This window comes from Streptomyces caeruleatus, assembly GCF_001514235.1.
Classification (GTDB): Bacteria; Actinomycetota; Actinomycetes; order Streptomycetales; family Streptomycetaceae; genus Streptomyces; species Streptomyces caeruleatus.
Map to the genome: position 1 here is coordinate 763 of NZ_KQ948927.1, position 13,078 is coordinate 13,840.

At 72.0% G+C, this 13,078-nt stretch carries 12 protein-coding genes, 1 tRNA gene and 1 pseudogene; 5 read left to right on the forward strand and 9 right to left on the reverse strand.

Translation table 11 applies throughout. The features are described 5' to 3' along the window. Positions 1–709: polysaccharide deacetylase family protein (locus AQJ67_RS12400; protein ID WP_482258142.1), on the forward strand; the 709-nt coding region annotated here is incomplete at its 5' end. A 112-nt stretch (positions 710–821) separates the two neighbouring features. Next, a complete protein-coding gene (locus tag AQJ67_RS12405) occupies positions 822–1,988 on the forward strand; it encodes an amidase domain-containing protein (RefSeq protein ID WP_062718585.1) in 1,167 nt (388 codons plus the stop codon). A gap of 33 nt (positions 1,989–2,021) precedes the next feature. On the opposite strand, the gene AQJ67_RS12410 is transcribed toward AQJ67_RS12405, so the two are convergent. Next, entirely contained in the window at positions 2,022–3,449 is a 1,428-nt protein-coding gene (locus AQJ67_RS12410) for a coiled-coil domain-containing protein (protein WP_107122867.1), read from the reverse strand. Between the two features lie 73 nt (positions 3,450–3,522). Continuing rightward, positions 3,523–4,302 (reverse strand): DUF4097 family beta strand repeat-containing protein, encoded by a 780-nt coding sequence (locus AQJ67_RS12415; protein WP_062718586.1) that lies wholly within the window; start codon positions 4,300–4,302, stop codon positions 3,523–3,525. Between the two features lie 195 nt (positions 4,303–4,497). Between AQJ67_RS12415 and AQJ67_RS12420 the strand changes: the two genes are divergently transcribed. Further along, a tRNA-Val gene (locus tag AQJ67_RS12420) sits at positions 4,498–4,569 on the forward strand. 47 nt (positions 4,570–4,616) lie between these two features. Here AQJ67_RS12420 and AQJ67_RS12425 read toward each other — a convergent pair. After that, positions 4,617–4,961 carry a hypothetical protein gene (locus tag AQJ67_RS12425; protein WP_062718588.1) on the reverse strand — a complete coding sequence of 115 codons (345 nt, stop codon included), beginning with the start codon at positions 4,959–4,961 and terminating at the stop codon, positions 4,617–4,619. Between the two features lie 189 nt (positions 4,962–5,150). Between AQJ67_RS12425 and AQJ67_RS12430 the strand changes: the two genes are divergently transcribed. Beyond that, the gene (locus AQJ67_RS12430; RefSeq protein ID WP_062718589.1) at positions 5,151–5,918 is read left to right on the forward strand and encodes a class I SAM-dependent methyltransferase; all 768 of its coding nucleotides are present in this window, start codon (positions 5,151–5,153) and stop codon (positions 5,916–5,918) included. A gap of 144 nt (positions 5,919–6,062) precedes the next feature. On the opposite strand, the gene AQJ67_RS12435 is transcribed toward AQJ67_RS12430, so the two are convergent. Next, on the reverse strand, positions 6,063–7,001 hold the full coding sequence (locus AQJ67_RS12435; protein ID WP_062718591.1) for a ketopantoate reductase family protein: 939 nt from the start codon (positions 6,999–7,001) through the stop codon (positions 6,063–6,065). Positions 7,002–7,090: 89 nt separating this feature from the next. Between AQJ67_RS12435 and AQJ67_RS12440 the strand changes: the two genes are divergently transcribed. Beyond that, complete coding sequence (locus AQJ67_RS12440) at positions 7,091–7,327, forward strand: DUF2277 domain-containing protein (RefSeq protein WP_062718593.1); 237 nt, start codon at positions 7,091–7,093, stop codon at positions 7,325–7,327. A gap of 715 nt (positions 7,328–8,042) precedes the next feature. Here AQJ67_RS12440 and AQJ67_RS12445 read toward each other — a convergent pair. The 5 genes and pseudogenes from AQJ67_RS12445 to AQJ67_RS12465 form a co-directional block, all read right to left on the reverse strand. After that, positions 8,043–8,642 (reverse strand): DedA family protein, encoded by a 600-nt coding sequence (locus AQJ67_RS12445; protein WP_062719323.1) that lies wholly within the window; start codon positions 8,640–8,642, stop codon positions 8,043–8,045. Between the two features lie 330 nt (positions 8,643–8,972). Continuing rightward, positions 8,973–9,410 (reverse strand): DoxX family protein, encoded by a 438-nt coding sequence (locus tag AQJ67_RS12450; protein ID WP_062718595.1) that lies wholly within the window; start codon positions 9,408–9,410, stop codon positions 8,973–8,975. 90 nt (positions 9,411–9,500) lie between these two features. Beyond that, positions 9,501–10,651, reverse strand: a pseudogene (locus AQJ67_RS12455) (FAD/NAD(P)-binding protein); the annotation flags it as partial. Continuing rightward, a complete protein-coding gene (locus tag AQJ67_RS12460; RefSeq protein WP_062718597.1) occupies positions 10,652–12,304 on the reverse strand; it encodes an alkaline phosphatase D family protein in 1,653 nt (550 codons plus the stop codon). 102 nt (positions 12,305–12,406) lie between these two features. Next, positions 12,407–13,051: an HNH endonuclease family protein gene (locus tag AQJ67_RS12465; RefSeq protein ID WP_062718599.1), complete on the reverse strand. Its 645-nt coding sequence runs from the start codon at positions 13,049–13,051 to the stop codon at positions 12,407–12,409. Between the last annotated feature and the right edge of the window lie 27 nt (positions 13,052–13,078).

A 13,078-nucleotide genomic window follows, 5' to 3' on the forward strand; every position in this document is an offset into this window, starting at 1 on the left:
AGGCACCCACTTCAACGGCCACTTCTGCGGCGCCAAGGGCGGCGACGACTGGAGTGTGGCGGAGTGGAAGAGCGAGATCGACCAGTTCTACGCCTTCGTGGAGAAGTGGAAGACCAACACCGGCTACACCGACCTCGCCCCGCTGCCGTTCGACTTCCGCAAGGAGGTCACCGGCGGCCGCGCGCCCTGTCTGGAAGGCCAGGGGAACCTGCTGAAGGCCGCCAAGAGCTACGGCTGGCGTTACGACGCCAGTTCCACCGGCGACTTCCAGATATGGCCCTCGAAGAAGAACGGCCTCTGGGACTTCCCGCTGCAGATGCTCCCGTACGAGGACGGCGACTTCCAGGGCCTGTCCATGGACTTCAACTTCCTCTACAACCAGTCCGACGGCGAGACCGACGGCGATCCGGCCCGGCATGCCGAGTGGCAGCAGGAGACGCTCGACACGTACATGGCCGGCTTCAACCGGGTCTACTACGGCAGCCGGGCACCGCTGTTCGTCGGCAACCACTTCGAGGAGTGGAACGGCGGCATCTACATGAAGGCCGTCGACCAGGTCATCAAGAACGTCTGCACCAAGAAGGACGTCAAGTGCGTGTCCTTCAGGGAGCTCGCCGACTGGATGGACGTACAGAAGCCGGAGACGCTGCGGCGGCTGCGCGGTCTGGACCCGGCGCAGTCGCCGGACTGGTCGACGGTGGTGAAGTAGCCGGACGGAGGCTCGGCTACTGCGTTCAACTACCCCCGGGCGTGGGGGAGTTGGGGAGATGGTGTAAAGATTCCTCACCCGGGTTCGACCACCCCGGGTGAGGAGAATCCCCGTGAGACCAAGAACACCGATCCGTACGCGCTGCCGCGCCACCATAGTCGCGGCGGCCGTCGCCTCGATCGCCGCCTCGGCGGCACTGCTGCCCACCTGGAGCGCCTGCGCCGCAGTCGCCGACGGCCCGACGGTGGACGCCAGGACCAGGGCCACCTTCCAGCGGCTTGCGGACGCGGTCTTCACCGACCGCACCCAGGCCCTCGTCGACGGCGAGCGCACCCGGAAGCCGCTGACCGACGGCTTCTCCGGCGACGTCCGCCTGTCCTCCCGGACGGCCCGCGCCGAGGACACCGCCCGGGCCGCGCTGGAGAGCCGCAAGGACCTGCTCGCGCGGCTCGGCGAGCGGTACCGCACGGCCGACACCGCCGTCACCCTGGACGCCACACGCGTGACGGGCCGTACGGCCAAGGCCGCCGTCACCGAGACCACGACCCTGACCTACGCCGAGGTGCGCGGCGACGAGCCGCCGACCACCGGTTTCCAGGCCCACCACGAGCTCACCTTCACCGCCGACCCCCGTGGCGACTGGCAGCTGACCGGCATCCGCGACACCGACCAGGGCATCGCGGTGAACACCCTCGCCAAGCCGTCCGTGAAGGCGCCCACCGTGGACGACACCATGCCGTCCGCCCCGCGCGCCGCGACCACCTACCCCGCCCCGGCCAAGCCCAAGACGCTCACGGGCACGGCCCTCGACTACAAGGGCATGGCGGCGTACGCGGAGAAGTACTGGAGGACCTACAACAAGGACTACCCGGACTTCAACGGCCAGGGCGCGGGCGGCGACTGCACCAACTTCGTCAGCCAGTCCCTGAAGGCCGGCGGCTGGAAGCACGTGCCCGGCTACGTCTACGACTACACGAAGTGGTTCGGCAACGCCGAGATCCAGTCGCACTCGTTCGTCGGCGTCAACGAGTGGTCCTGGTTCGCCCAGAACTCCAAGCGGACCACCAGCCTCGCCAACGTCTACCAGATGGACATCGGCGACGTGCTCCAGATGGACTTCGACAGGAACGGCTCCAAGGACCACACGATGATCGTCACCTACCGCAGCCCGCAGGGCGTGCCGTATCTGACGTACCACTCCACGAACACCTACCGGCGTTCGCTCGCCAGCATCATCGCGTCGGACCCGAACGCCGCGTACTACGCCTACCGCACCTGATCACCCCGGACGGGGGCGGCACGGCCGCCCGGCTCAGTGTCCGGCCCCGCGCTCCTCGCGGATCTGCATGACGACCCGGGCCACCGTCTGCCGTACCGCCTCCGTCTCGGTCAGGAAGTGCCAGTAGTCCGGGTGGCGCCCCTCCAGCGTGCCGATCGCCCGCTCCAGCCGGGCGACGGAGTCGTCCAGCGGGCGCGCGTGCCGCGGATCCGGGGTGTTCCGCCCGGACATGGCCAGCCGCTGGGCGTCCCGGATCGCGAACCGTGTCCGGTCGATCTCCTGCTGCGGGTCCTTCTGCACGGCGTTCAGCCGGCGCAGCCGGTCACCGGCCGCCGACACCGACTCGTCGGTGCTGTTCAGCAGCGCCCGGACCGTCGACAGCAGCGCGGTGGCGTCCGGCCAGCGCTGCTCGTCCCGAGCGGCCCGCGCCTCCTTCAGCTTCAGCTCGGCCTGCCGTACGTTCTCCCCGGCGCCGTCCGGCACGTGCTGCAGGTCCTGCCAGCACGCCACCGTGAACCGCCGCCGCAGCTCGCTCAGCACGGGCTCGACCTGCCCGGCCCGCGTGGTCAGTGCCTGCGCGCGGGTCCGCAGCGACACGAGCCGGTGATCGATCTCGGCGGCCCGCTCCGGCAGCCGCTCGGCCTCCACCCGGACCGCTTCCGCCTCCCGCGCGACCCGCTCGGCCCGCTCCAGGGTCTGCGGGACGCCATGCTGCCCGGCACCCTGGTTCAGCTTGGTCAGCTCCGGTGCGAGCGCCGCCAGCCGTGCCGCGAGGTCGTCCGCCCGCAGCCCCGACGCCCGTACGGCGTCCAGCGCGTTCGAGGCGGCCAGCAGGCCCTGCCGGGCGCGCTCGACGGCCGGGGCGAGGCGGGCCAGCTGGGTCTCGGCCTTGCCGAGCAGCGGTCCCAGCCCGTCCGCGAACCGCTCCAGCTCCCGCTTGACGTTGTCCAGGTCGTCCTTGGCCTTGGTCAGCTCGCCACGGGCCCGGGCGGCGACCGAGGCCTCCAGGTCGTCGCGGTCGAGGTCATGGGCGTCGACCGCCTGGATGTACTGGTGGCTGACCTCGTCGATCCGCCGGCCGAGCGCCTCGAAGTCGCCGATCGCCCGGCGGGCGGCCGGGGAGTCGTCGACGGCCGCGATCGTCTCGATCGAGATCCGCAGGTCCCGCTGGGCGGTGTCCAGCTCGTAGAACGCGGCCGCCGCGGCGTCCTTCGCGGCCTGCGCCTCGGCCCGCTGGCTCTCGGCGCGCCCACCGAACCAGCGCCGGGTGCCGCCGCCGGCGAACGCGGTGGGCAGGGCGAGGGCGACGAGGAGGGGGAGGGCGGCGAGGGCGAGGGTGTCACGGAGGGCGCGGCGGAGGCCGAGTGGGACAGGGCCGACGGGGTCGGCCCGCACGCACTCCGGGTCGGTCTGCGCGCCCGGCGCTGACGGCGAGTTCGGCTGCGGAGGTGTCGCCGTCACATCCCTCTCCCGTGCTGTCATTCACCCTGCCCGGTTCATTCTCCCACCGGTTTAGGACGAACACACGGGCCGGTTAGTTCGCGGTTCGCACCGTGACTTTTCCGTCGCCGGTCCGCGCGGAGACCTCGTGCGGGCTGGTGCTGTCCCGGGGCACGGACACGTCGACCGCCCCGTCGCCGGTCTCGGTCGTCACGTCGTACGTCGCCCGGGGCAGCTCGACCGTCACCGAGCCGTCGCCGCTCTGGGTCTCCACCAGATCCGGCACGGTGCCCAGTTCGAGCCGGATCGAGCCGTCACCGGTCCGTGCCTTCACCGTGCGTGAGGACACGCCGGAGACCCGGACGGAACCGTCGCCCGCCCGCAGGTCCAGCGGCCCGCTGGAGTCGGTGACCCGCACGGACCCGTCCCCGGTCCGCACGCTCAACGGATCACGGAACCCCCGCGCCCGCACACTGCCGTCCCCGTCCTCGACCTTCACGGTGATGCCGCGCGGCACCTCGATGCGGTGCTTCGTCGAGCAGTTCGCGATCATGCCCGAGCACTTCTCCCGCAGCACCAGCCGGTCGTCCTCCATCGACCACGTCACCTTCGGATCCGAGCCGATCGCGACCGTCCCCCGGAACCACCGCGTCACCTCGACCGTCCCCGCCTTGTTCCCGGCGGCGGCGACGATCTCCAACGCCGAGTCGTCGGAGTCCACGGTCAGCGTCCGCCCCTCCAGCGCGAAGGACCGGTGCTCGGGTTCCTTGTCGTCCCCGGCGGAGACCCCACACGCGGCGAGCCCCCCGACGAGCGCCACGACGACTCCGACGGCGGCGACAGCGCGGACGGGGCCGGGAACGGTACGGGCCATGGCGATCTCCCCCTGAGACTCCCTGAGACCTGCCCTTCAGGGCCCAGGATTCGGATGTGGTTCGACCGTACGGATCCACGGGGCCGGCCGGGATCCGGGCCGCTCCCGGATCCGAGGTGGGGATAACCCCAGGAAGACCCCGATACGGGTTTGCGGGACATGGCCCCCGGCAAGGTAGGCTGTCGACTCGTTCTCGGGTGCGTAGCTCAGGGGTAGAGCGCCTGCCTTACAAGCAGGATGTCGGCGGTTCGAAACCGTCCGCGCCCACCGCGGTAGAGGACCCCGCCGTTCGCGGCCGGGGTCCTTCGCCTTTTTCAGCTCTCCTGTGGTGCCGACGCCTCATGGGCGTGCTTCAACTGGGAGCGGGCGTCCACCCGTTCGGCTCCGGCGAGTTCCGACCAGTAGCGGTGGCCGCTGATGAAGATCGTGAGTTCGTGTTCGCGGCGGCGGAGCTTCTCCACGTGGGCCTGCTCGTCCTCCGTCCAGCCGGGGGAGGCGGGGCGCTCGACCTTGCGCCAGCCGTTGTCGTCGCTGAAGGCGTCCACGGGCACGACCGACCAGGGGAGCCGCTTCAGGAGGGCCGACAGCTCGGCCCGGACCTGATGCAGCTCCTCCTGACCGGCGAGCAGGTCACTCGGAAAGTCATAGGGCGTAGCCACGGGCCAATGCTACGCCTGTTCGATTTTGGGTGGCGAGCTTGTTTGGGTGGTTCATGCGAACGGGTGTGTGGCGACGGGTGTGTGGCGACGGGTGTGCGGCAACGGGTGTGCGGCAACGGGTGTGGGCATCTGTGCTGCGAGGGCGTAAATCCGTTGCCGGAGCGTCAGCGTCTTCGATCGAATGCCCCCATGACTGTTCACGAGGACCCTGCGGACCATGTGGAGCAGAACCGACGGTATTGGGACGACGAGGCGGCCGCGTGGCACGGGCCGCTCGCCCGTGATCACTGGTCGCGGACGGAGCGGCGCTGGGGATTGTGGGCCACCCCCGAGTCACAGGTCTCGGTGCTCCCCGACTCCGTCGCCGGGATGCGCACCATCGAGCTGGGCTGCGGTACCGCGTACGTCTCCGCCTGGCTGGCCAGAGCAGGGGCCCACCCGACGGGGATCGACGTATCGGAGAAGCAGCTCGCCACCGCACGCGCGATGCAGGCGGAGTTCGGCATCGACTTCCCGCTCGTCCTGGGCAGGGCCGAGGAGGTCCCCTACGACGACAACACCTTCGACCTGGCGATCAGCGAGTACGGCGCCTCGCTGTGGTGCGACCCCCGTCAGTGGATCCCGGAGGCGGCCCGGCTACTCGTTCCCGGAGGCCGTCTGGTGTTCATGCGTTACTCCCCGCTGTTCGCGCTGTGCCTACGGCCCGAGGGAACGGCGTCCACCACACTGTCCCGCGGGCAGTTCGGCCTGACTCGGCTGGACGGGGGGAACCACGTGCAGTTCGTCCTGCCGCATGGCGAGATGCTTCGTCTGCTCCGGTCCTCGGGCTTCGTCGTCGAGGACCTGATCGAGGTCCAGGCGCCCCGGCCCGCACACCGGGACTACGAGGAGGTTTCCGCCGACTGGGCCCACCAATGGCCAAGCGAGGAGATCTGGAAAGCCCGGCTCGCGGGCTGACCGCCGGGCAGCGGGCGGGTGATCGGGGCTCGGGGCTCGGGCCGTCGGTCGTGGTCAGCCGTCCCGCGTCGACGAGCGGCGTCACCCGGCGTCACCCGGCGTCACCCGGCATCGACCACGAAGGACAGGCCCGAGCCCGGTCGGCTAGTGGCCGGCCTCCCTCAACTCACGGACCAGGCCGGTCGTGACCGGCGCGGGAATCCCATGGTGCTCCGCCGCGCGCAGCAACGCGCCGCCGATGGCGTCCAGTTCGAGGGGGCGGCCCGCCTCGGCGTCGCGTTGCATCGACGACTTCATGCCGGGCGGGAAGGCGTCGTAGCGGGCGAGGGCCTGGGTCGGGTCGGCGGGGCCGCCGCAGGCGCGGCTGACGGCTGCCGTCTCCTCGACCAGGGACGTCAACTGCTCGCGGTGGTGGGTGCGTACGTCGCCGAGGGGGAGGGCGTGGCGGGTGGTCAGCAGGGCGAAGGGGGCGAGGAAGGACATCTTCGCCCAGAGGGCCGCCGTCTCGTCGGGGAGGACGCGGGTGCTGGGGCCGGCGGTGTCGAGGGCGTGCGCCAGGGCGTCGAGGCGGTCGCGGGGGACCGTGTCGCCGGTGAGGTCGATCTCGGCGAAGGGGCTGGCGTGTTCGATCTGCCCGGGGGCGACGCGGGTCGACTCGGCGCGGATGACGGCGGGGGCGACCCGCTCCGGGCGGTACCGGGCGCGGAGGGCCGCCGGGTGTTCCACGCCGTTCAGGAACGGGACGATCAGGGCGTCGTCGCCGAGTGCGGTGGGCGGGACGCGGGTCAGGGCCGCGTCCAGGGCGGTGGCCTTGACCGCGATCAGGCAGGCGTCGACCGGTTCACGGAGCTCGGTGTCCGCCTCCACCTGGGCCGTGAAGTCACCGAAGCGGGCGCTGCGGACCTGGATCCCGTTCGTCCGCAGGGCCTCGGCCGTCTCGTCACCGCCCAGGCAGACGACACGGTGGCCGGCCCTGGACAGCAGCGCGGCGAGCAGGCCACCGATGCCGCCCGGGCCCAGCACCGCCACGGTGAGCGGGTCGTTCGCGGTCGTCTGTCGCGCCGTCGTGCGTTGCGCAGTCATGCGATTCCTCTCGTCGGTCGGCCCCGATGCGGTGGCCGCCTCGACGTGATCATGGCAGACGGGCCCCTCCCCGAGGGAGACTGTTCGACATGTGCCGCAGCATCAAGACACTCCGTCCGCCCGTACTGCCCGAAGAGGCGACAGAGGACGAGATCCGAGCCGCCGCCCTCCAGTACGTCCGCAAGGTCTCCGGCTTCCGCGCCCCGGCCGCCCACAACCGTGAGGTCTTCGACCACGCCGTCGAGCTCATCGCGGCCGCCACGGCCGAACTCCTCGACGGGCTGGAGGTACGCGGGGCCGGCGCGGTGGCGCGCAAGGCCGGGTAGGACACGGGAGGCCCAGGCCCCCGCCACACCGTCGGCGCCCGCCACGCCGGGGTGCGGACCTGGCCGCTCGGAAGGGCACGTACGCCCAGTCGCCGGCCGGCTGTGCCCGCGTGGTCGGCCGCCGGTCGGCCGTGCCCGCTCGGCAGTCGTCGGGTTGTGCGCGCTCGGTAGTCCCCGGGTCGGTTGTGCACGCCGGTAGTCGCCGGTCGGCTGTACCCGCGTGGTCGGTCGCCGGTCGGTTGTGCGCGCTCGGTAGTCCGCGGGTCGGCTGTGCTCGTCCGGTAGTCACCGGGTTGGCGGCACCCGCGCGGCAGCCATCGGGTGGCTGCGCGCATACGGCGGTCATCGGGCGGTGGTACCCGCCCGGTAGTCACCGGGTTGGTGGTACCCGCGCGGCCAGCCATCGGGTGGCTGCACGCGCACGGCGGTCATCGGGCGGTTGTACCCGCCCGGTAGTCACCGGGTTGGTGGTACCCGCGCGGCCAGCCATCGGGTGGCCAGGCCCGCCTGGCGCCGGATCGCCTGTGCCCGCACGGCAGCCTTCGGGTGCGGGCCGGTGGGGGCTGGTCGCGCCCACGCGGTGGAGCCGCGAATTGACGCAGCCCCGCGCCCCTTCTGGGGCTCCGCCCCAGACCCCGCTCCTCAAACGCCGAAGGGGCTGGACAAGCCGCCGTCGAAGCGCGCCGACTCAGCCCCCGCCCCCCCAGCGGAGCGCTTACGCCGGCTTCCGGCGCATCAGGTACGTGGCCCCCGCGCCCGCCGCGAAGAGTGCCCCGACCGAGACGGCCGTGGCCAGCCAGGTGGGGCCGAGCCACTGGGCGCCGAAGTAGCCGAGGGCCACGCTGTAGGTGGCCCAGGTGAGGCCGGCGAGGGCGGACCAAGGGAGGAAGTCGCGGGGGCTGCGGTGGGTGGCGCCGGCGCTGAGGGAGACCACTGAGCGGCCCGCGGGGGCGAAGCGGGCCAGGACGACCAGGGCACCGCCGCCGCGGGCGAGGGCCGTGCCGAGACGTTCCTGCGCCGAGGTGAGGCGGCGGGAGCGGGCGATGGCACGGTCCAGGCGGGCGCCGCCGCGCCAGGCGAGGCGGTAGGCGACCAGGTCGCCCAGGACGGAGGCGGTGGCGGCGCAGAGGGTCAGGGCCAGGATGTCGGGGACCTCGCCGGGGACCTGACCGGTCGCGGCACCCGTCCCCGCGGCCGCCGCCGTCGCGGCCGTGATCACCAGGACGCCGCTGGGCAGGACGGGGACGAACACGTCCAGCAGGACCGACAGTCCTACGACCACATAGATCCATGGGGCCGCCGTCAGCGAACCCATGTCCTCGAGACCCTCGAGCACCACAACTCCCCGTTTACCCCCGTGGCCGGTCCGTGCCGTGCCGCGACGTCGCGGGGGAGCGGCAGATGCGGCCTATGACAGCCATACAGCGTACGCCGGGGGTGTGACAGGAGATTCATCGGGGGCTCGTGTGTTCGGCACAGCATCTTCACCCGGCTGCCCGCCGGGCCGAACGTGGACGTGGACGTGGACGTGGATGCGGATGCGGACACGGCCTCGGACATGGAACGGCGCCCGTACCCGCGTGAGCCGCGCAGGTACGGACGCCGCCGTTCGAAGAGCGGAGCCCCGACAGGGCGCCACCGGGTGTCAGGCGGCCACCGGCGTCTTGTCGGCCGCTGTCCGGCTCTGCGTCGCGGAACGCTTGGCGAACAGGCGGTCCAGCCCGAACGCGCCGGAGCCCGTGAAGATCAGCAGGAACATGGCCCAGCAGTACATGGCGGCGCCTTCGCCGCTGTTCTCGATGGGCCACAGGGCCTGTGGCTGGTGGACCTTGAAGTACGCGTACGCCATGGCGCCGGAGGCTATGAACGCCGCGGCGCGGGTGCCGAGGCCGAGCAGCACCAGGCTGCCGCCGACGAGTTCGATCACGGCGGCGAACCAGCCGGGCCAGGTGCCGGCCTCGACGGTGTCGCCGCCGAAGGTGCCGAAGAGCGAGTTGGCGCCGTGGCAGGCGAAGAGCAGGCCGACGACGGCGCGGAAGAGGCCGATGGCATACGGCTGGGCGCTGTTGAGGCGTCCGGTCATGTGGGGGACTCCCTCGGTGTGGGGTTTACCGGTCCCTTTGAGGAACGGCATGGGGACGGATACTGATCGGTAGCCCCACGTTAGGTAGCCCTAATCAATACTTTCAAGTTCAACATTTGGCCACGTTTTGGCATCGTCATCCCCATCCGCCACAGGAACAACCGCACGTAGCGCGGCTCTTGCCACCGCGTCGGCGTCCGAAAGGGTGACCGAATCCACACCCGGCCGAGCCCCCGCCGCCGTCACCCAGTGCACACCCTCCGTGGGCACACCGAACGCGAACCTCCGTGCGTGCGCCCGCCCCTGACGGTCGATCAGGCGGTACGACCGCTGTGTCACGTCCACCCCTCCCGTCTCATGGCCGTCGATGGTGTGCGCGCGGCACTCCTCCTCTTCAGCAGCCGGGCCAGCAGGCCGTCGGCGCTCCGGCGCACGTCGGGCTCCGGCAGCCGCGCCTCGACGAGAGTCGTCGCCCGCACCGCCGAACCGGCACCTCCGGCGAGCGCGCCACCCAGGCCCCCGCCTCCTCCCGCACCTCCAGCCGGGGCCCGAGCACCTCCACCACACCCGCCTCCATCAAGGCCACCAACTCCTCCACCCGGCGCCGGGGCGGGCCGACCACGACGGCCTCACCGGCACCTCCCGCCGGGACCACCTGGACCGCTGGTACACCCCGCTCAACGCCTGGTCGCGCAGCACGTCGAGGGCCGACTTCAGCGGGCCGTGCACATTGCCCCGGCCGGCCTGTGCGGCGTCCTCGCGCAGATACCCCAGCAGCCAGCCGCGCCACTGCCCGGGATCCGCGAAGTCGCGCCCCGCGTACGGCCGGGAGATCCGGTCCCAGCAGAAGCGCTCGCGCTCCGGTACGCCGAACTCCGCGAGCAGATCGGCCTCTTGGGGGTCGCCGTGCGGGACGGCGAGAAAGCGCTCGACGAACCCCGGGCCCCGGGGCGCCGGTATGCGCGGAAGCTGCGGTGTCAGCGGTATCAGCGGTATCAGCGCCGCGTAGTACACCGCCTCCACCTCCTTCGCCACCAGCGGCCATATCTCCGCCAGGAAGTCCGGCGCCGCACCCGAGTCCGCCCGCTTGCGGAAACTGTGATCACCTCCGGCGTCAGGACGAGCGGGAGATGGCGGCCGTACGGCCCCTTCGCGTTGTCGCCGCGCGCCTGGTACGGGATGCCGCGCCGCGAACCGGCGTACAGGAGCGGCTCGTTGCCGGAGGGGAGGTAGCGCAGCCCTCACGGCGCCAGTTCCGACTCCGCCACCGTCCGAAGCCGCGCAGCGCCCCCGCGCAGCACACGAGCCTGCTCCAGCCGCAGCCGCGCCGAACGCCCCCTCAGTGTCAGGGTCATCAGCTGGTTGCCGAACCACGGCCCGCCCGTGCGGCGCCAGTCGATCGGCGGACGCGGACAGCCCCCGTGCCCGGCGAACCGGTGCCCCAGCCCCCGGGCGAGCCCGCTCCAGCCGAAGCGGAAACCGAGGCGGATGGCCAGCGGGATGGCGTTGTGGACGGGGGAGCAGGTGAGTTGGAAGACGCGGGCGTCGGGTCCGCCGCCGGTCGGCCAGGTCGGCTCGGCCGCGTAGGCGTGGTGGACGTCGCCCGAGAGCACGCACACCGTCGCCGGAGCCCCCGCGCCCGACCCGGCCTCGGCGATCAGCGCCGCCAGGGCGTCGAAGGACGACGGGAACGCCGCCCAGTGCTCCAGGTCCGCCCGCCGCCGCAGGTTCTCCCCGAACCGCGCCCACCGCTCCCCGCGCTCGCCCCGGCACAGCGCCGCGTTCCACGCCTCGGCGTCGTGCACCAGGTGCGGCAGCAGCCAGGGGAGGGACGTACCGATGAGGAGGTGGTCGTAGGAGCCGGGCGCGTCCAGGGCCTGCTCGCGCAGCCAGCGGGCCTCGCCCGCGTTGAGCATCGAGCGCGCGTCCTCGTCCAGGACCCGGGCCGCCCTCGTGTCCACCATCAGCAGCCGTACGCGCCCGAAGTCACGCCGGTAGCTCCAGCGGACCGAGGCCGGGTCGGCGTCCGCCCGGCAGGCGAAGGAGCGCAACAGGTCGGTGCCGTCGGGGGTTTCGCGTACGGCGGCGTAGAGGGGGTCGGCGGACAGCTCGACCGGGGACAGGTTCCCCAAGTGCTGGTGCACCCAGTACGACATCAGTCCACTCAGCAGCCGCTCCCGCCACCACGGCGTGGCCCGCATGTCGGCGAGCCAGGCGGCGGAGGTGTTCCAGTCGTCGATGACGTCGTGGTCGTCGAAGATCATGCAGCTGGGCACGGTGGACAGCAGCCAGCGCACCTCCGGGTCGAGCCAGGACTCGTAGTAGAGGCGGGTGTACTCCTCGTAGTCCGCGACCTCGTCGCCCGGCGGGTCGCGCAGATCACGCCGGGCGGCCAGCCAGCGCCTGGTCGCCTTGGAGGTCTCGTCGGCGTACACCTGGTCGCCCAGCAGGACCAGCACGTCGGGCCGCTCGCCCTCCGGATCGGCCGCGATCCGGGCGGCCAGCGTGTCGAGGGCGTCCGGGCCGACCGGATCCTCCTCGTCGGCCGGCGGCGCGGCCCAGCGGCAGGAGCCGAAGGCGAGGCGGACGGTGTCGCCGTCGCGGTCGCCCGCGGCGGAGGTGCGGATGACCGAGGGCGGGAAGGGGGAGCCGGGCAGCGGCCACACGCGTGTGCCGTCGAGGAGGACCTCGTACGCCTCCGAGGATCCCGGAGTCAGGCCGGTCACCGGGACCAGGGCGTAGTGATGGCCCGCGATCTGGAACGTGCGGGACGTGCCGTGGGCGCCGTCCGCACCGCGCACCTCGGCGGTGCACGGACGGCTCGCCTCGACCCAGACGGTCGCGGACGTGCCGTCGGCGTACCTCAGCAGTGGTCCCAGGCGCAGTTCCGCCACGTGATCGCCCTCCTCCGTCGCCCCGTACGGTACGGAACGACGGAGGTGAGCGGGGAGGTTCCGCGGGTCACGGTTTGCGGAACTCCGTCAGCGGGACCGGGGTCAGCAGCTCGCGAGGTAGTTCGTGAGGGCGGACTTCTCGGCCGAGTCGACCGAGAGGCCGTAGTAGTACTTCACCTGGACCCAGGCGCGGACGTAGGTGCATCGGTACGAGCTGACCGACGGCATCCAGGTGGCCGGGTCCTGGTCGCCCTTGGCCTGGTTGACGTTGTCGGTGACGGCGATCAGCTGCGGGCGGGTCAGGTCGTTGGCGAACGCCTGGCGCCGGGCGGTGGTCCAGCTGTCGGCGCCGGAGTCCCAGGCCTCGGCCAGCGGGACCAGGTGGTCGATGTCGAGGTCGGAGGCGGCGGTCCAGGTGGCGCCGTCGTAGACGGAGTACCAGCTGCCGCTGGTGGCGGCGCAGGCGGAGTCCTGGACGACGTTCGTGCCGTCGCGCTTGAGAACGACCTCGCGGGTGTTGCAGGTGCCGGACTGGGTGATCCAGTGCGGGAAGAGGTCGCGGTCGTAGCCGGTGCGGTCCTCGGCGGCCACGGTGAGCGAGGCGAGGTAGGTGCGGGCGGTGGCGGCACTGACGGGCGTGGGGAGCGCGGCGGAGGCGGTCGGGCCGTTGAAAAGGCCGACGGAGGCTATGAGGCCGGTCAGCGCCGCGAGTATGCTGACGCGTCGACGCGCGTAGAACTTCGACATGTGCGAACTCCCTTGGGAGGTGGGGGT

Coding starts and splice junctions, on each gene's coding strand:
- AQJ67_RS12440 (WP_062718593.1), top strand. CDS start 7,091: ATGTGCCGCAGCATCAAGACACTCCGTCCGCCCGTACTGCCCGAAGAG.
- AQJ67_RS12435 (WP_062718591.1), bottom strand. CDS start 7,001: ATGACTGCGCAACGCACGACGGCGCGACAGACGACCGCGAACGACCCG.
- AQJ67_RS12445 (WP_062719323.1), bottom strand. CDS start 8,642: ATGGGTTCGCTGACGGCGGCCCCATGGATCTATGTGGTCGTAGGACTG.
- AQJ67_RS12450 (WP_062718595.1), bottom strand. CDS start 9,410: ATGACCGGACGCCTCAACAGCGCCCAGCCGTATGCCATCGGCCTCTTC.
- AQJ67_RS12430 (WP_062718589.1), top strand. CDS start 5,151: ATGACTGTTCACGAGGACCCTGCGGACCATGTGGAGCAGAACCGACGG.
- AQJ67_RS12465 (WP_062718599.1), bottom strand. CDS start 13,051: ATGTCGAAGTTCTACGCGCGTCGACGCGTCAGCATACTCGCGGCGCTG.
- AQJ67_RS12415 (WP_062718586.1), bottom strand. CDS start 4,302: ATGGCCCGTACCGTTCCCGGCCCCGTCCGCGCTGTCGCCGCCGTCGGA.